Origin of the sequence: Kitasatospora sp. MMS16-BH015, assembly GCF_002943525.1 — a bacterium.
Classification (GTDB): domain Bacteria; phylum Actinomycetota; class Actinomycetes; order Streptomycetales; family Streptomycetaceae; genus Kitasatospora.
Window position 1 is genome coordinate 670,784 of the sequence record NZ_CP025394.1, and the last position, 17,867, is coordinate 688,650.

Here is a 17,867-nt window from a genome sequence, read left to right on the forward strand (position 1 = left end):
CCCATTTAACCTATGGTTTCGGCGCAGCGGCGTCCTAGCTCCGACTTCCCGTCCAAGCGGTGGACTGGTAGACGAGGGCGCAGATCACCGTCCGGTGCGTCCGTGCCGTCAGGGTGTTGCCCAACGGCAGGAGGTAGTCGATCTGCGCCGAGGCGGGGACCCCCCGGTCACGCCGCAGGTAGTCGGCCGCCATCGCCGCGCAGGCCTTGGCCGCCCCGTCCGCACGGTCGTCCGCGCCGCCGTAGACCGCGTCGCCCATGTCCGCGAGGGCGAACACCACACCGTGGTGAAGCTGCGAGCACGGGACCGCCGTCACCTCTCGGGTCAGATGCGCCTCGGCCGGCTGGGGGCCGAAGCAGTCACCGACCTTCAGGTCGTACCCACTCACCGTCCGGGCCTGCCCGCCGTCGGACGTCCCGCTGTCGAACACCGACATCCCGACGACCGCCCACATCGCGCACAGCACCAGGCCGGTCAGCGCGGCCCAGCGGCCGCGCTGCTTCGTCCGCCGGATCCGCACCAGTGCCGGAAGGACCTGTAGGCCTCGGTCTACCCAGACCGCTCCGCGGCCGGCTCGGTGCCGCCCGGGTGCGAGGTCGACGTCTCGGCGTCGATCTCCTGTGCGTTCCGTCCGTCAGCGGACACGAGACTCTCCATGGCTGTCGCGGTCAATCGGCCGGTCGGGCCCGGGAACGATCCCTGCCGGCCACCTTGCCCGACAGGCCGCCGCACAGTTGATCACATCACGGCAGCGCCGTCGACAGACTTTCCGCCGACGGACTCCCGGTCATCGAGGTCCCCGCGCTACTCCCCCGCCACCCCGTCCGTGAGTTCCCGCACGATGTCCAGGTGCCCGGCGTGCCGCGCGTACTCCTGCAGCACGTGGAACAGGATCCACCCCAGGGTCGGCCGCGCGTCACCCTCCGCGAAGCGCCCGCCCCCGGCCGCGGAGGCCGACAGCGGAGTGCCCGTCACCACCTGCCGGGTGTGCTCACCCCCTGCCCGCAGTGCCCCCAGCAGCTCCGCCACCGTCTCCTCCAGCCGCACCAGCCACCGCGTCCTCTCCTCGTCCCAGTCCCCCCAGGGCTCCGCGACCTGCTCCCCCTGGAAGCCCCACCGGAGCCAGCGCTGCTCCATGTACACCAGGTGCTTGACGAGTTCGAGCGGGCTCCAGCCGGACGGCAGCCGGCTCGACCGCAGCTCCGCCTCCCCCATCCCCGCCACCTTGGCCGCGATCACGGCTCGGTAGTAGTCCAGATATCCCAGCAACAGCTCACTCGGGTCGGAGAGTTGCTTGTCAGGCTCGTGCACCGTAGAAGTCATGGCCCCGAGTCTGCCACCCACCCCACCGGCATCCCACTACCGCCCCGCACCACCAGCCTCGTCGGCAACACCACCCGCCGCACCGCGCCACCCTCCCCGGCGAGGCGCCGGAACAGCAGCTGCGCCGCCGTCCGCCCGAGCAGCGCCGAGTCCTGGGCCACCACGGTGACCGGCACCGCCAGCAGGTCCGCCAGTTCGAAGTCGTCGAAGCCGACCAGGGCCGGGCGCCGGGCCCGCCCGGCCAGCTCCCGCAGCACGGCCACGCTCACCCGGTTGTTGCCGCACATCAGCGCGGTGACCGGCCACCGCCCGGCCAGCATCCGGTCCAGCGCCAGCCGCACGCCCAGCGGGTCGGGCCGGCCCATCGAGACCCACTCGGGGCGGGCCTCACAGCCGGCCGCCGCCATCGCCCGCCGGTAGCCCCGCAGCCGCTCCACCGCCGTGAATATCCCCGGTGAATCACCCAAGTAACCGATCCTGCGGTGCCCTTGCCGCAGCAGGTGCTCGACCCCGGCCCGGCTGCCGCCCTCGTTGTCGCAGAGCACGGTGTCCACGGCCGGCCCGGCCAGCGGCCGATCCACGGCCACCACCACCGTGCCGGCGGCCGTCTCCCCGGCCAGGTACCCGTGGTCGGCGGCGGTGGGCACCAGGATCAGCCCGTCCACCCGCCGGGCGGTGAAGGCCAGCGCCAACTCCCTTTCGCGCTCTGGGTCCTGGGCCGAGGAGCCGGAGAAGAGCAGCGCGCCGTGCGCCCGGGCCACCTCCTCCACGGCCCTGGTCAGCGCGGAGTAGAACGGATCACCGACGTCCTCGACGATCAGGCCGACGCTGCTGGTGCGCCGCCCCTGTCTCAGCAGCCGGGCGCCGTCGTTGGGCCGGAAGCCGAGCTCCTTCACCGCCCGGCGGACCCGCTCGGCCGTCTCCTCCCGCACCCCGGCCTCGCCGTTGACCACCCGGGAGACCGTCTTGAGGCCCACCCCGGCCATCGCCGCCACGTCCTTCATCGTCGGCCTGCCCGCCACCCGATCTCCTTCCGTCCGACTCTGACAACGTTGTCGCGCCGCCCTCCGGATTTCCCTCCCACCCACGGTCAAAAACCTTGCGCAACAGCCCACTTCCACCGCAGGAGTTACGGCCGGAAGCCTTGACAGCGGTCGAGACTCCATGAGTACATGCCAACCGCGACAACGTTGTCCACCGGCTGGACTCCCTGTGTCCGGCCCCGGCGAGGAGGAGCGCGGTGCCCGAACCCCTGCTGGCCGCCCGAGGGTTGGTGAAGCGATTCGGCCAGATCCAGGCCCTGGACGGGGCCGCCTTCACGGTGCACCCCGGCGAGGTGGTGGCCCTGATCGGCGACAACGGCGCGGGCAAGTCGACCCTGGTGAAGACCCTGGTCGGCGCGATCGCCCCGGACGCCGGGGAGGTGCTGCTCGACGGCCGCCCGGTCTCCTTCGCCGGCCCGCGCGAGGCCCAGGCCGCCGGGATCGAGACCGTCTACCAGGACCTCGCCCTGGCCGCCGACCTCGACGCCGCAGCCAATCTCTTCCTCGGCCGCGAACTGCTGCGCGGCGGCCCGCTGCGCCCCTTCGGCCTGCTCGACAAGCCCGCGATGCGCCGCCGCGCGGTCGAGGCCTTCGCCGAACTCGGCGTCGAACTCAAGGAATTGGACGCGCCGGTGGCCACCCTCTCCGGCGGCCAGCGGCAGAGCGTGGCGATCGCCCGCTCGGTGGCCTGGGCCTCCCGGGTGGTCTTCATGGACGAGCCGACGGCCGCCCTCGGCGTGGTCCAGCGCGAGCGGGTGCTCGACCTGATCCGCCGGGTCCGCGACCGGGGCGTCGCCGTGGTGCTGATCAGCCACAACATGCCCGAGGTGCTCTCGGTGGCCGACCGCGTCGAGGTGCTCCGGCTCGGCCGCCGGGTGGCCCGCTTCGAGGCCGCCGACACCTCCCTGGAGGAGTTGGTCGCCGCGATGACCGGCGCGCTCGAACACGAGGAAGGCTCACCGTGAACCGACCCCCGTCCCCGCTCGCCAGGCTGCGCCGGAGCCTCGGCAGCCGGAACACCTTCTGGACCTTCCTCGTCCTGCTCGCCCTGGTGCTGGTCTTCTCGGTGCTGCGGCCCCACGCCTTCGCCACCGTCTTCGAACTCCGCAGCGTGGCCACCGAATCCTCGATCCTGGTGCTGCTCGCCGTCGGCCAGACCTTCGTCATCGTCACCGCCGGGATCGACCTCTCCGTCGGCTCGGTGCTGATCTTCTCCGGCGTGATCGCCGTCCGCGCCATGAACGCGCTGGACAGCGGCCCACAGGCCGGCTGGGGCACCATCGCCCTAGGCGCGGCGGCCGGCGCGGGCGCCGGCCTGGGCTGGGGCGTGCTCAACGGACTGCTGGTCGCCAAGGCCAAGGTGCCGCCGCTGATCGTCACCCTCGGCACCCTCGGCATGGCGCTCGGCACCGCCCAGATCCTCACCCACGGCGTCGACCAGGGCAATGTGCCCACCAGGCTGGCCGACACCTTCGGCAGCGGCAGCCTGTTCGGCATCCCCTGGCTGATCGTGATCGCCGTCCTGGTGGTGGCGGCCGCCGCCGTCACCCTCTCGCTCAGCCGGTTCGGCCGCTACACCCTCGCCGTCGGCTCCAACACCGAGGCCGCCCAACGGGTCGGCATCCGGGTCGACCGCCACCTGATCAAGGTGTACGCCCTCTCCGGCCTGCTGGCCGGCCTGGCCGGCGTGCTCAATCTCGCGCACTTCAGCAGCACCACCCTCACCAGCGGCACCCAGGACAACCTCAACGCGATCGCCGCCGTCGTGCTCGGCGGCACCAGCCTCTTCGGCGGCAGCGGCTCGGTGATCGGCACCGTGATCGGGGTGTTCATCCCGGCCGTCCTGCAGAGCGGCTTCACCATCCTCCAAGTCCAGTCGTTCTGGCAGACGGTGGCCGTCGGCGCCGTCCTGGTGCTCGCCGTCTGGTCCGACCAGCTGCGCCGCCGCCGGCGACAGCGCTGACCCCCGCTCCCCACCGGTGAAAGGACTCCCCGTGCCCGCAAGAAGCCTCCGCCCCACCGCACTTGCCGCGCTCGCCCTGCTCGCCCCCGCCCTCCTCCTCACCGCCTGCGACAGCACCGGCAACGGCAATGGCTCCGGCAGCAGCATCGCCTTCGTCGCGGGCAAGACCGGCGACCCCTTCTACATCACCATGAAGTGCGGGGCGAGCGCCGAGGCCAAGAAGCTCGGCTACTCCTTCTCCGCCACCGGCTCGGCCGACTGGAGCGTCCCCGAGCAGGTGACCGCCGTCAACAGCGTGACCGCCAACCGCCCGGGCGGCGTCCTGATCTCCCCCGTCGACCCCAACTCCCTCGCCGCGCCGGTCAAGACGCTGCAGAGCGCCGGCACCAAGGTGGCCATCGTCGACACCTCGCTCACCGACACCTCCCTCGGCGTCACCCACATCTCATCCGACAACACCCAGGGCGGCACCCAGGCCGCCGACACCATGGCCGGCCTGCTCGGCAGCTCCGGCGAGATCGTCATCCTCACCCCCGACCTCACCACGACCACCACCAACGCCCGGATCGACGGCTTCAAGCAGCAACTCGCCGCCAAGTACCCGGGCTTGAAGATCGACGACATCCGCCAGGTCGGCGACACCGCCCAGGGCGCCGCCTCCGCCGTCGGCGACGAACTCGCCGCCCACCCCACCCTCACCGGCATCTTCACCGCCAACTCCCAGACCGGCGAGGGCGTCGGCACCGGCCTCAAGAATGCCGGCCGCCAGGGCAAGATCAAGGTCGTCTCCTTCGACGCCGGCCCCCAGCAGGTCCAGGCCCTGGAGAGCGGCGCCGTCGACGCCCTGATCTCCCAGGACCCGTACGGCATCGGCCAGCAGGCCGTCGACCAGCTCGCCAACGCCCTCACCAAGAAGCCCGTCACCGACCCCATCCACACCAAACTCGCCAGCATCACCCGCGACAACCTCCACGACCCCGCCCTCGCCCACTTCCTCTACAAGGCCGATTGCTAAAACCAGGGGTGCGAGGAACCGCGCGCCCAGCCACCCACCCGCCCGCAGCCGCCCTCCTCCTTCGTTCCCCACCCAGCTCCGTACCCGCGCTCCCGGCACCCCCGTCCGGAAGGAAGCGACGCGTGTCCCGCCTCCCCATCCTCCTCCTCGCCGCCGTCCTGACCCTCACAGCAGCACCAGCGGCCCTCGCCGCTGAACCTGCGGCCGTCACCGACCCAGCCGCCCTGGTCGACCCCTTCGCCGGCACCGGCAACGGCGGCGGCACCGTCGGCCAGGTCGACACCTTCCCCGGTGCGGACCTGCCGTTCGGCATGGTCCAGTGGAGCCCCGACACCCCGGCCAAACCCCCGGGCGGCGGCTACGACATCAACGACCACACCATCACCGGGTTCAGCCTCACCCACCTCTCCGGCCCGGGCTGCGCCGTGGCCGGCGACTTCCCGTTCCTGCCGCTCACCGGCCCGCTCCCGGCCGACCCCTCCGCCGCCGGCGTGCCCTTCGACCACGCCACCGAGTCCGCCCACCCGGGCGCGTACTCCGTGACCGCCGGCGGCGTCCGCACCGAGCTCACCGTCACGCCCCGCACCGGCCTCGGCCGCTTCACCTACCCCGCCACCGACCAGGCCAGGATCCTGGTCAAGACCGGGTCGAGCCAGAACGGCGGCTCCGCCGCCCAGTTCCACCTGGTCGGCGACCGCGAGATCACCGGCTCGGTCACCAGCGGCCACTTCTGCGGCCAACCCGACACCTACACCGTGTACTTCGCGGCCCGCTTCGACCGCCCGTTCACCAGCTCCGGCAGCTGGTCGCAGGGCGGCTGGGTCGGCTTCGACACCCGCACCGACGCCTCGGTCGGCGTCCAGACCGCCGTCAGCTACGTGAGCACGGCCGGCGCCGAGGCCAACCTCGCCGCCGAGGCCCGCAGTTGGAGCGTCCCGCAGGTGGCAGCCCAGGCCCACCACCGCTGGAACGACTACCTCCGCCGCATCACCATCGCCGGCGGCACCCGCACCCAGCAGGCCACCTTCTACACCGCGCTCTACCACTGTCTGCTCCACCCCAACCTGTTCAGCGACGCCGACGGCCGCTACCCGGGCTTCGACGGCGCCGTGCACACCGTCCAGCCCGGCCACGCCCAGTACGCCAACGTCTCCGGCTGGGACATCTACCGCACCGAGGTGCCCCTGCTCGCCCTGCTCGCCCCGGACGAGACCGGCGACCTCGCCACCTCGCTGCTGAACGACGCCGACCAGGGCGGCTGGCTGCCCAAGTGGCCGGTGGCCAACGGCTACACGGGCGTGATGAACGGCGACGCCGCCGACCCGATCCTGGCCGGCGCCTACGCCTTCGGCGCCCGCGGCTTCGACGCCGCCAAGGCGCTCCGCACCATGGTGCACGGCGCCGAGGCCACCACCGGCCCGACCGGCCAGGGCTGGTACGTCGAACGCCCGCACGCCGCCGAGTACTTGGCGAACGGCTACGTGCCCAACCTCGGCTCCGACTCGATCAGCCCGGTGCCCAACGGGGCCTCCGAGACCCTCGAGTACGCGCTCGCCGACTTCTCGATCTCCCGCCTGGCCACCGCCCTCGGCCAACCCGCCGTGGCCGACCGCTTCCAGCGGCGCTCCGGCAACTGGGCCAACCTCTTCGACACCGCCACCGGCTACGTCCGCCCGCGCGACGGCGACGGCGCCTTCCCGCCCGGCGACCCGGTGGCCACCACCGGCGGCTTCGGCCAGAGCGGCTTCCAGGAGGGCAACGCCGCCCAGTACACCTGGATGGTGCCGCAGGACCTCCGCGGCCTGGTCGACGGCCTCGGCGGCGACGCGGCGGCAGCCGCCCGCCTCGACACGTACTTCTCCCAGCTCAACGCCGGCCCCGACCTGCCGTACCACTGGCAGGGCAACGAGCCGGCCTTCGGCACCCCGTGGGTGTACGACAGCCTGCACCGGCCCTGGCAGACCCAGCAGACCGTCCGGCGGATCATGGACAGCCTGTACGCGCTCGGCCCGGGCGGCGAGCCCGGCAACGACGACCTCGGCGCGATGAGCTCCTGGTACGTCTGGTCCGCCCTCGGCCTCTACCCGCAGACCCCCGGCACCCCGCTGCTCGTCCTCGGCAGCCCGCTCTTCCCGCGCGCGACCCTGCACGGGCCGCACGGAAGGGAGTTGACGGTGACCGCGAGCGGCGCCGGCCAGACCTACGTGCAGCGCCTGGCCGTGGACGGTCGCCCGTCCACCCGCACCTGGGTCGACCTCGACCACGTCCACCGGCTCGACTTCACGCTCGGCGCCACTCCCAACACGGTCTGGGGCAGCGGCCCTTCGGACGCGCCGCCCTCCTTCCCCACCGGCCGCCCGGCCTTCCCGCCGACCACCCGGGCGTTCCTGCGGGTCGACCCGGCGCAGACCAGGCTCGCGCCCGGCGGCTCCGCCACCGTCCGGGTCACCGTGGACAACTCGCTCGGCACCCAACCCGCCTCCGTCACTTGGCAGTCCACCCTCCCCACCGGCCTCACCGCCCGACCCGCCGGCGCCACCGTGACCGCCCCACCCGGTGGCAGCGCCACCACCGCGCTCACCCTCACCGCCGGTGCCGGCACCCCCACCGGCTACTACCAACTCGCCCTCACCGCCCGCACCGACACCGGCGCCACCCTCGCGCGCAATCACCTCCTGGTGACCCTGGCCGCCCCCGGTGAGACCATTCCGACCGCGTACGTCTCCAACTACAGTGACAACACCGTCACCCCGGTCGACACCCGGACGCACAACGCCGGACCGCCGATCAGCGTCGGTAGCGGGCCGGACGGCATGACCACCGCGGCCGGGCACCTGTACGTAGCGAACAACAACAGCAACGACGTCACCGTGGTCGACCTCGCCACCAACGCCGTCACCGCGACGGTCAGGACCGGTGCGGTGGCGGCCGACGTCGCCGCCACCCCGGACCAACACACCGTCTGGGTCAGCGACTTCGGTGACGGCACCGTGCATCCCATCGACACGTCGACCTTGGCCGTGGGGGCTCCGGTCAAGGTCGGCGCCCAACCGGAGCGGCTGCGCGTCAACCCGGCGGGCACCGAACTCTGGGTGGCCGACCAGGGCGACGGCACGGTCTCCGTGGTCGATCTGGCCACCCGCACGCTCCGCCGCACCGTCCCGGTCGGCGCCGCCCCGTTCGGGGTGGCCTTCGCGCCGGACGGCAGCCGCGCCTACGTGAGCGAGAACGGCTCCGGCACCGTCTCGGTGATCGACACTGCGAGCTACCGGGTGGTCGCCACCGTCCCGGTCGGCTCCGGCCCGGAGTACGTCAGCGTCGCGCCCGACGGCCGCACGGCCTACGTGGCCGTCACCGGCCCCGGCGGGGTCGTCCCGATCGACACCGCGACCGCCACCGCCCGACCCGTCATCCCGACCGGCGGCGGCACCTACGCCCTCGCCTTCTCCCCCGACGGGCGGACCCTCTGGGCGGTCGACTCCGCCACCAACGACGTCCGACCGGTCGACCCGGCCACCGGCACCCCCGGCCCCGCCGTCACCGTCGGCAACGTCCCGGACGGCATCGCCGTGACCGGCTGAACCCGACCGGGGCGCGCCCGCCAGGGCGCGCCCCGGCACCTCCACCCCCTACCCAGGAGCACCCGTGCAAGCCCCCAAGCTGATAAGGCGGTTGGCCCTCGCCACCGCCGCCCTCGCCCTCGCGCTGCCGCTCACCCCGGCCGCCGCCGAGTCACGCCCGGCCACCGCTGCGGCCGCCGGGCAGGTCGAGACCAACTACGCCGACCCGGTCACCGCGCTGCCCCCGGTCAGCCGTCCGGACACCCCGCACTGCACCGTGACGGCGATGCAGCACGACTTCGCCAACAGCTACGGCCAGCCCTTCACCTCCACCCTCACCCCGCCGCCGGACTGCCCCGGGCCATGGAACAAGGTGGTGCTCGACTGGTCCGGCTCGGTGGGCGGCCGCCAGTACGACCGGCTGGCGGGCGTCTGGATCGGCGGCGCCGAGGTGCTCCGCACCTCCACCCCCGAGCCGGACCCGGACGGCATCAAGTGGCACGTGGACACCGACATCACGGCCTTCGCCCCGCTGCTGCGCACCGCGCAGCCGGTGGTGGTCGACCTCGGCAACCTGGTCAACTCCACCTACACCGGCGTCTTCCACATGACCATGACGGTCACCTACTACCAGGCCGACCACCACCACCCGGCCGCCGCCACCGCCGACCAGGTGCTGCCGGTCTCCCAGTCCACCACCGCCCCCGGCTGGTGGAACCTCGGGAAGGGCCAGAGCGCCACCGCCACCCTCGCCTTCCCGCGCAACCTGACCCAGGCCCACCTCCAGCTCTACGCCCGGGGCGGCGGCTGCGAGGAGTTCTGGTACGCCAACGTGCCCGACTCCTACGCGGCGGCCCACGCCGACGAGGGCCTCTGCGGCGGCGGCACCTACCGGGAGATCCAGGTGCAGGTGGACGGCCGTCCGGCCGGCACCGTGCAGCCCTTCCCCGCCATCTACACCGGCGGCATCAGCCCGATGATGTGGCGGCCGATCCCGGCCATCGACGCCTTCCGCACCCTCCCCTACGACCTCGACCTCACCCCCTTCGCGGGCACCCTGACCGACGGCAGGCCGCACACCGTCACCCTGCTCCCGCCCGCCGGCATCGCCGACCTCTGGACCCTGGACGGCAGCCTCTTCCTCTCCACCGACCCGCTGCGGCAGCAGACTTCGGGCGCCGTCACCCTCGACACCGTCCAGCCCGACCCGCAGCTGACCACCACCACCGCCGCCCAGGCCGACGGCAGCGACCTGATCACCGCCACCGCCACCCGCGACTGGTCGGTCAGCGGCTACGTGGACACCTCGCGCGGCCGGATCACCACCCGCCTGGACCGCCACGGCTCGTACAGCAACCGCGACACCATCAGCAACGGCGGCCAGCAGCAGGTCAGTTCGCAGCGCGACAGCGGCTGGCTGCAGACCACCGTCAGCCACGGCCCCGGCCGGCCCGAGGGCACCCGCGCCGACTGGTCCTACCCGATCGACGTGACCAGCACCTACGTGCCCGGCGCCACCGCCGACAGCTACCTCGTCCGCGGCCAGGCCACCGTCGCCCGCCACCTGAGCACCAGCACCCAACAGGGCCACCACTGGCGCCCGGTGGACTCCACCGACGACCGCCTCACCGCCCAGGGCGTCATGGAACGCCAGTCCGGCACCCTAGTCCAGGCCGACGGCAGCGGCTCCGAGCACTACACCGGCCACTCCGCCGACGGCACGTGCTACGACCACCAACTCGCCGCCGACCACGGCTGGATCACCCTCGACCGGACCACCACCTGCGGCTGACCCCACCCGCCCGTCCGGGCCCGCGCCGACACCCGATCGGCGCGGGCCCGACCCGTTCCCGCCCGGCCGCCCCCTTACCCGCCCGCCCTGCGCAACTCCCTCAGTTCTCTCCGTCCCACCCTCCCCTCCCCCGAGAGGCCCGGCCATGCTCCGCTTCGGCGTCAACTACACGCCCACCGAAGGCTGGTTCCACCACTGGCTCGACTTCGACCTCGACTCCATCCGCCGCGACCTCGACTCGCTCTCCCCCTCGGCCTCGACCACCTCCGGGTCTTCGCCCTCTGGCCGCTCTTCCAACCCAACCGCACCCTGATCCGACCCCAGGCCCTCGACCAGCTCGGCCGACTCCTCGATGCGGCAGCGGAGTTCGGCCTGGACGTGACCGTGGACGCGCTCCAGGGCCACCTCTCCAGCTTCGACTTCCTCCCGTCCTGGCTCACCACCTGGCACCGCCGCAACCTCTTCACCGACCCCCAGGTCCGCTCGGGCCAGCGCGCCTACCTGCGCGCCCTCGCCACCGCCCTCGCCGACCGCCCCAACTTCCTCGGCCTGACCCTGGGCAACGAGGTCGACCAGTTCTCCGACGACCCCCACCCGGACCCGGACCGCTGCACCCAGGACCAGGCCGCCGACTGGCTCACCGACCTCCTCGGCGTCTGCACGGCCGCCGCCCCGCACCGCCTCCACACCCACGCCGAGTACGACGCCGTCTGGTACCAGGACGGTCACCCCTTCACCCCGGCCCACGCCACCCGCCTCGGCGCCCTCACCACCGTGCACTCCTGGGTCTTCAACGGCACCGCCCAGCGCCACGGCCACGCGGCGGCGGCCACCACGGGCCACGCCGCCTACCTGATCGAGCTCGCCCACGCCTGGGCCGCCACCCCGAGCCGTCCGGTCTGGCTCCAAGAGGTGGGCGCCCCAAGCCCGTTGGTCCCACCCGAGCAGGGCCCGGCCTTCACCGAGGCCACCGTCCGCGCGGCAGCCGACTGCACCGGCCTCTACGGCATCACCTGGTGGTGCTCCCACGACGTCTCCCGCAGCCTGGCCGACTTCCCCGAACTCGAGTACGGCCTCGGTCTGTTGACCTCCGACCGCACCCTCAAGCCCGCTGCCCGCAGCTTCGCCGCCCTGGCCACCGAACTCCGCCACGCACCCGAGCCGCCCCCGCGCACCACCGCCCTGCTCCTCGACCCGGCGGCCCCGCGCTCGGCCTGCGCCCCGGGCTCCGCCTTCCACGACACCTGGTCCGCCCTGCACGCCGCCGGCCGCCGCCCGGCCATCGTGCTCACCCCGGCCGCGGCCGACCCCAGCCACCTCGCCGCCCGCGGCATCACCGAACTCCTCTCCCCTGCACCCCCGCTGACCGCCTGATCCCGGCCACCGAAGTCGCAGGTCATCCGGCGCGGGGCTCAGGCCGGCGGCCGCTCGCGCCACCAGGTGGCCGTGGCGCGGAAGGATTCGGGCCACGGGGTGGGGTGGAGGCCGAAGGCCTCGGTGAGGGCGGTGGAGTCCAGGGTGAAGGGCTGCTCGATCTGGTAGGCGATCTCGTCCAGCTCCCGGATGCGGGCGTTGAGCAGGCCGACGGCCCGCCGGAGGCGGCGGTTCACCGTGATCAGGCGGGGCTCGGCAGCGCCCACCGTGCGGCAGAACCGGAGCGCGAACTCACGCTGGCTCAGCTCCGGATGGCCGGGGACGTGCCAGGCACGCCCCCAGGCGCTCTCCTCGGTGGCCAGCAGCGCGAGGGTGCGGGCCGCGTCCGGCGCGTAGGTTCGGGCGTGCGGGAGAGTGGGGTTGCCGTAGAGGATCCCGGGACGGCCGGCCAGCAGCCGGGGGATCAGCAGCTTGCCCGTGTGGCTCTCGGTGACCCCGGGGCCGAAGTAGTCGGCGGCTCGGGCCTCCACCGCGCGCAGCCGGCCCGATCGGTGGGCGGCCGCCGCCGCGAGCCACATCCCGGCGCGCAGCCGCCCCTTGGGGCCGCTCGCCGCCAGCGGCGACTGCTCGGTCAGCGGTGTGCTGGACGGCCCGTAGGCGTAGAGGTTGCTCATCGTGACCAGGACGGCTCCGGTGCGCTCGGCCGCCGTCAGCAGCGCGGCGGCGAGCGGGGGCCACTCGCGTGACCAGTGCTGGTAGCCGGGCGGATTGGCGCAGTTGTGGAGAGCCACCGCATCCCGGGCCAGCGCGCTGAGCAGCCCCGGCCCGGTGGCGTCGGCGGCGACCGGCTCGATCCGTCCGTGCTGCGGCGCGCGGCCGCGCCGGGTCACCACCCGCACCTCGTGCCCCTGTTCGGCGAGCAGCAGGGCGGTGGCCGACCCGACGGGGCCGGCTCCGACGATGACGTGCAGGGACATCTCCACCACCTCGGGGCAGGATTCAGGGCACCAGGCTCAGGACGGCACCGCGCTCAGGACCACCACCGAGGGCCGGTCCGGTCGGTGGTGCAGCTCCTGCTCGGCCGCTGCCTGCCGCGCCGCCGATCCGGTCGGCTCGCCGGTGCCGGGGTTGCGGGCGAAGCGGGGGTGGGCCCCGCTGGAGATCTGCAGGCGGATGCGGTGACCGGCCCGGAACCGGCAGGCGGTGGGGGCGAGTTCGAAGCGGATCCGGTGCACCTCGGCACTCCCCTGCGTGCTGATCCGGCGCAGGCCGTCGGTGATGTTCACGGACCGCCCGTCCGGGTGGACGTCGCACAGCCGGGCGAAGAAGTCGGTGTGCGGCAGGCTGGAGCGGACGTACAGCTCCACGGCCACCGGGCCGATGGCGTCCAGGTCGGCGGCGAGCGGCGTACTGGTGAAGGTAAGCACGTCGGGGCGGGCCTCCAGTCGCCGGTTGTCCCGGGGGCCCGCGCCCGGGCCCGTCCACGCGCCGCCGACGGCCGGGGTCGGGTCGGCGGGGTCGTAGCGGTAGCGCGAGGGCGGGCCGGGCGTCGGAGGCTCCAGGGCCAGACCACCGTGCGGGTGCAGGTACCAGCGCTGTTCGACCGCCTGCGGCGGCGGCCAGGCGGTGAAGCCGCGCCACCGGTCGGCGCCGAGGACGAACAGCCGCACCGGCTCGGCCAGTTCGGACGGCTCCGCCACCTCGGCCGCCTCGGACCGCTCGGACGGCTCAGCCGCCTCGGACGGGCGGCGGCCCGCGAACAGCTCGTCGAACCGGCGCAGCGAGTCGGCCATGAAGGTGGGCCACCAGCGGCCGATGGCCGTGTGCGTCCACGGCCCGACGGTGAGCCGGGGGGCCGCGCCGCTCGCGCGCAGCGCCGTGTACTGCTGCAGGGTCTGGGCGAGGAAGGCGTCGTACCAGTTGCCCTGGAGCAGGACGGGCACCGCGCTGCCCGCACCGAGCGCGCGGCTGTGGTCCGAGGCGGCCCAGTACGGGTCGTCCGGCCCGGGGTGGGCCAGCCAGGCGTCGAGGTGCGGGAGGTCCCGGCCGAGGGCGCGCCGGCAGGCCGCGGCGAGCGGGAGCTGGCCGTAGGCGGTCCGCAGCCGCCGCTGCTCGCGTAGCTGTCGGAGGTTGTCGCGCAGCGGGCCGCGCTTGGGGTGGCTGAGCATCGAGGCCCAGCCGGCCATCGTGTCCAGGGCGAACGCGCCGCCGGGCCAGGCCACTTGGGAGTACTCGTGCGGTCCCATCTGGATCACCGCGCCGCGGTGGCCCGGTGGCGGGTCGGCCAGCAGCGCCCACTGCACGTAGCCCAGGTAGCTGGCGCCGATGGTGGCGAACTCGCCGGAGTACCACGGCTGTCGGTTCAGCCACTCGACGGTGTCCAGGCCGTCCGCGGCCTCGTGCACCCAGGGGTCGAGCGTGCCGCCCGAGCCGAAGGTGCCCCGGCAGCGCTGGACGAGCACCTGGTAGCCGCGCTCGGCGTAGAGCCGGCCGTAGAGGAAGCCGATCGGCAGATCCCAGCCGTAGAGGTTGCGGACCAGCAGGGTCGGCGGACGGCCGCCGTCGGCGGGGGCGTAGTGGTCGGCGAGCAGGTCGACGCCGTCGCGCATCGGGACCCGCAGATCCCGGGTGACCCGGACGGTCCGGGTGGCGGGCGGGAGGTGGAGCAGGCGGGCCACCGCGCGGGAGAGCAGGCTCCCGGTGGTGGTACGCCCGGTCGGCCGGATGAATTGCTCAACCGGCATGGATCAGGCCCAGGGTGGCGAGCAGCGTCAGGTTCTCGGCCGCGCTCCACCACTCGACGATCCGCCCGTCCTCCGTCCTGAGGATGTCGATGCCCCGGTTGGCGACGGAGGTGCCGGGCGCGGCGGTCGCACCGGGCAGGCCGCCCCGGTAGGTGCCGGTGAACTGCCAGCCGCCGGTGACCAGGTGGCCCTCGGCGAGCGGGCCGACCTCGGTGCGGTAGTGCAGGTCGGCGATGCCCAGCACGCCGCCGATCAGGGCCAGGGCGGCGTCGCGGTCGGTGACGGCACTCGGGTCCAGCGCGTCCGAGAGCTTCGGGGAGTGCACGGTCAGCCGTTCGGCGAGGATCTCCTTGCCGACGGCGAGATCGCCGTTCCACAGCGCGATCCAGCGCTCCCACAGCAGGTGGTTGTCCATGGTGGTCTCTCCCAGTTCAGCGGGTACCGGCTTCAGCGGGTACCGGCGGGGATCGGGGTACGAGGGGCGGGGGTCTGCACCGGGCCGCCGGGCACCAGGTGGCGGCGCCGGTCCCGGAGCAGTTGGCGCAGGTAGCGGTAGACGTCCAGTTCGACGGTGAGCTTCGGCGTGGCGGAGTAGCGCCGGCGGACCCTGCGCTCGTCGGCGGCGATCTCGGCCGCCATCCGCTGCCGATCCGGCAGCCGGGTGCGGCCCTGGATCAGGTCGGCGACCCACTCGGCCTGCGCCTCGGCGACGGGGGTGATGGCGCTGAGCGTCTTGGCGAAGCCGAGGAAGTACAGCCGGTCGTGGCCGGGCATCACCACCCGGCGGAAGAGCCGCATCGGCCCGGTCATCACCGGGGTCAACTCCGGTGGCAGGAAGGGGAAGCTGAACCTGAACCCGGTGCACCAGAGGATGGTGTCCACCTCGGCCACACTGCCGTCCGTGAACCGCACCTGCCGCCCGCCCTCGAAGCGTTCGATGCCGGGCCGGACCAGGATGCGGCCGGCCTTCACGGCCGGCAGGTAGCCCTCGCAGGTGGCCGGGTGGGTACGCAGGGCCAGGTGCCCCGGCGCGGGAAGGCCGTACTTGCTGATCCGGCCCTGCATCAGCCAGAGCATCGCGGTGAGGGTGACGCTCTGCACCCCGGGCGGGACGTACTTGGCGAACGGCAGGTTGACCTGGTCCGCCGGACGGCCGAAGAAGTACTTCGGGGTGATCCAGAAGCCGCGCCGGGCGCTCGAGTACACCCGTGCCGCCACGGTGGACAGTTCGGTGGCGATGTCGCAGGCCGTGTTGCCGAAGCCGACCACCAGGACGCGCTTGCCGCGCAGCCCCTCGGCGGTCTTGTAGTCCTTGCTGTGCAGCTGGGTGCCGGTGAACTCGCCCGGGTAGCCGGGTTCGGGGAGCTTGGGGTCCCAGTGGAAGCCGTTGGCCACCAGCACGTGGGTGTAGTGGTGGCTCCCGCCGTCGCCGAGGGTGACCTGGTAGCCGCCGTCCGGCTCCTCGCGCACCTCGGCGACCTCGGTGCGGAAGCGGATGTGCGGCCGCAGGTGGAAGTGCTCGGTGTAGCGCTCCAGGTAGTCGAGCATCTGCGGGTGCCCGGGGAAGAGCGGGTACTCCCTCGGCATCGGGAACTTGGGGAAGTGACTCATGTCCCGGGAGCTGTTCAGCTCGATCGAGTCGTAGACCGCCGAGGCGCCGCTGTCGTTGCGAAAGCGCCACTGGCCCCCGATGTCGGAGCCCTTTTCGTAGACGTCGAACGGGATGCCCCGCTCCTTGAGGACCTGGGCCGCCGCCAGCCCACAGACCCCGGCCCCGATCACGCACACCCGTGCCGACATCGGCTCTCCTCCCGGCTCACCGCCGCGCCCTGCCCCACTGCCTCGACCCACCGTGCACCGTAGGCGCTTAGGGCACGTATTCGGTTGTGATCACGGGGCGGTTTTGGTGAGGTCTTTGATCCAGATCATCGCGCCGCGGAGGTGGAGGCCGGCGAGGTAGCTGCCGGGGGTCTTGTCGTATCGCGTGGCGATGCCTCGCCAGGCCTTCAGCTTGTTGATCAGGCGCTCGACGGTGTTCCGCTCCCTGTAGAGGTCGGTGTCGTGGCTGACGGGCCGGCCGCCCTTGCTGCCTTTCTTCTTCCGGTTGGCGGCCTGGTCCTTCTTCTCGGGGATGACCGCCTTGATACGGCGACCGCGCAGGTGGGCGCGGTTGGCGCGGGAGGAGTAGGCCTTGTCCCCGGCGACCGCGTCGGGCCGGGTGCGGGGGCGGCCGACGGGCCCGCGGACCCGCACCTTCTCCAGGACGGGGATGAACTGCGGGCTGTCGGCGGCCTGCCCCTCGGTCAGAATGAACGCCAGCGGGCGGCACCTGCGCTCGCCGGCGACGTGGACCTTGCTGGTCTGTCCGCCTCTGGAGCGTCCGAGCAGGGCGGCCTTCAGGCGGAGCCTTCGCCTGCGTCGGACGCGTCGGAGCTCGTCCCGTTCCGGGTCGTGTGCGGTGTCCTGTCCGTCTTGTCCCTGCGGGCCGCCCCTTTTTGCCGGGCCTTCTCCGCCTCCTCGGCGGCCTTCTCCAGGTCGGCGAGCGTGTCGGGGTCAAGGTGCATCCCGGCGGCGTCGTGGTGGGCCCGGATGGTGGTGGAATCCACGCTGACCAGCGAGAGGTCCACCTCGCCCCGTCTGGCGGCTTCCGTGATCGCGCCCTCCAGCAGGGCCTCGAACACCCTGGCGTCCCTCCACTGCCGGAAGCGGTTGTGGACGGTCGACCAGGCGCCGAACTCGCTCGGCATCTCCCGCCACTGGCCGCCCGTCCGAAACCGCCAGATCACGCCCTCGAACTGGCGGCGCAGCCGCTCGGGGTACGGGCCGTACTCGCCGATCGGCAGGTACGGCTCGATGAACTCCCACTCGGCATCGGTCAGTTGCACACGCGTCACACAACACGATCTACCGGATCAGGCACGAGCGCGAGGGCGAAACCCACAAAGTGATCACAACCCGATACGTGCCCTAAGGCCGCCTAGCGGCCGCCGCCTCGGCCCGGGCCGAAGGCTCATCCCGGACTTAAGGCATGCCGGTGACCCTCCGACTGCGTG

Annotated in this window: 12 protein-coding genes and 2 pseudogenes; 6 read left to right on the plus strand and 8 right to left on the minus strand. The window is 73.0% G+C overall.

What is annotated here, in order from left to right:
* Window positions 1–34: 34 nt before the first annotated feature.
* The 3 genes from CFP65_RS02935 to CFP65_RS02945 form a co-directional block, all read right to left on the minus strand.
* A complete protein-coding gene (locus CFP65_RS02935; protein ID WP_104814604.1) occupies window positions 35–520 on the minus strand; it encodes a septum formation family protein in 486 nt (161 codons plus the stop codon).
* A gap of 284 nt (window positions 521–804) precedes the next feature.
* Entirely contained in the window at window positions 805–1,323 is a 519-nt protein-coding gene (locus CFP65_RS02940) for a DinB family protein (RefSeq protein ID WP_104820615.1), read from the minus strand.
* Window positions 1,320–2,327, minus strand: coding sequence for a LacI family DNA-binding transcriptional regulator (locus CFP65_RS02945; RefSeq protein WP_104814605.1), 1,008 nt, complete (start codon window positions 2,325–2,327; stop codon window positions 1,320–1,322). Before CFP65_RS02945 ends, CFP65_RS02940 begins: the two co-directional genes overlap by 4 nt.
* Window positions 2,328–2,563: 236 nt before the next feature.
* Here CFP65_RS02945 and CFP65_RS02950 point away from each other — a divergent pair, with 236 nt between their 5' ends.
* The 6 genes and pseudogenes from CFP65_RS02950 (at window position 2,564) to CFP65_RS02975 (ending at window position 12,070) form a co-directional block, all read left to right on the plus strand.
* Complete coding sequence (locus CFP65_RS02950) at window positions 2,564–3,331, plus strand: ATP-binding cassette domain-containing protein (RefSeq protein WP_104814606.1); 768 nt, start codon at window positions 2,564–2,566, stop codon at window positions 3,329–3,331.
* Complete coding sequence (locus CFP65_RS02955) at window positions 3,328–4,329, plus strand: ABC transporter permease (RefSeq protein ID WP_104814607.1); 1,002 nt, start codon at window positions 3,328–3,330, stop codon at window positions 4,327–4,329. The genes CFP65_RS02950 and CFP65_RS02955 overlap by 4 nt, the downstream gene beginning before the upstream one ends.
* 31 nt (window positions 4,330–4,360) lie before the next feature.
* A complete protein-coding gene (locus CFP65_RS02960) occupies window positions 4,361–5,344 on the plus strand; it encodes an ABC transporter substrate-binding protein (RefSeq protein ID WP_104814608.1) in 984 nt (327 codons plus the stop codon).
* 122 nt (window positions 5,345–5,466) lie between these two features.
* Window positions 5,467–8,925, plus strand: coding sequence for a GH92 family glycosyl hydrolase (locus CFP65_RS02965; RefSeq protein ID WP_158701994.1), 3,459 nt, complete (start codon window positions 5,467–5,469; stop codon window positions 8,923–8,925).
* A gap of 64 nt (window positions 8,926–8,989) precedes the next feature.
* Entirely contained in the window at window positions 8,990–10,696 is a 1,707-nt protein-coding gene (locus tag CFP65_RS02970; protein WP_104814610.1) for a peptide-N4-asparagine amidase, read from the plus strand.
* A 145-nt stretch (window positions 10,697–10,841) separates the two neighbouring features.
* Window positions 10,842–12,070, plus strand: a pseudogene (locus CFP65_RS02975) (glycosyl hydrolase).
* Window positions 12,071–12,108: 38 nt separating this feature from the next.
* Here the strand turns inward: CFP65_RS02975 and CFP65_RS02980 are convergent.
* From CFP65_RS02980 to CFP65_RS03000, 5 genes and pseudogenes are all read right to left on the minus strand, one after another.
* Complete coding sequence (locus CFP65_RS02980; protein ID WP_104814611.1) at window positions 12,109–13,047, minus strand: NAD-dependent epimerase/dehydratase family protein; 939 nt, start codon at window positions 13,045–13,047, stop codon at window positions 12,109–12,111.
* A 36-nt stretch (window positions 13,048–13,083) separates the two neighbouring features.
* Window positions 13,084–14,814, minus strand: a complete 1,731-nt coding sequence (locus CFP65_RS02985; protein ID WP_104814612.1) for a CocE/NonD family hydrolase — start codon at window positions 14,812–14,814, stop codon at window positions 13,084–13,086.
* Window positions 14,804–15,229 carry an ester cyclase gene (locus CFP65_RS02990; protein ID WP_104814613.1) on the minus strand — a complete coding sequence of 142 codons (426 nt, stop codon included), beginning with the start codon at window positions 15,227–15,229 and terminating at the stop codon, window positions 14,804–14,806. Before CFP65_RS02990 ends, CFP65_RS02985 begins: the two co-directional genes overlap by 11 nt.
* A gap of 32 nt (window positions 15,230–15,261) precedes the next feature.
* Window positions 15,262–16,614 (minus strand): NAD(P)/FAD-dependent oxidoreductase, encoded by a 1,353-nt coding sequence (locus CFP65_RS02995; RefSeq protein WP_104814614.1) that lies wholly within the window; start codon window positions 16,612–16,614, stop codon window positions 15,262–15,264.
* 90 nt (window positions 16,615–16,704) lie between these two features.
* Window positions 16,705–17,708: pseudogene (locus CFP65_RS03000) on the minus strand (IS5 family transposase).
* Between the last annotated feature and the right edge of the window lie 159 nt (window positions 17,709–17,867).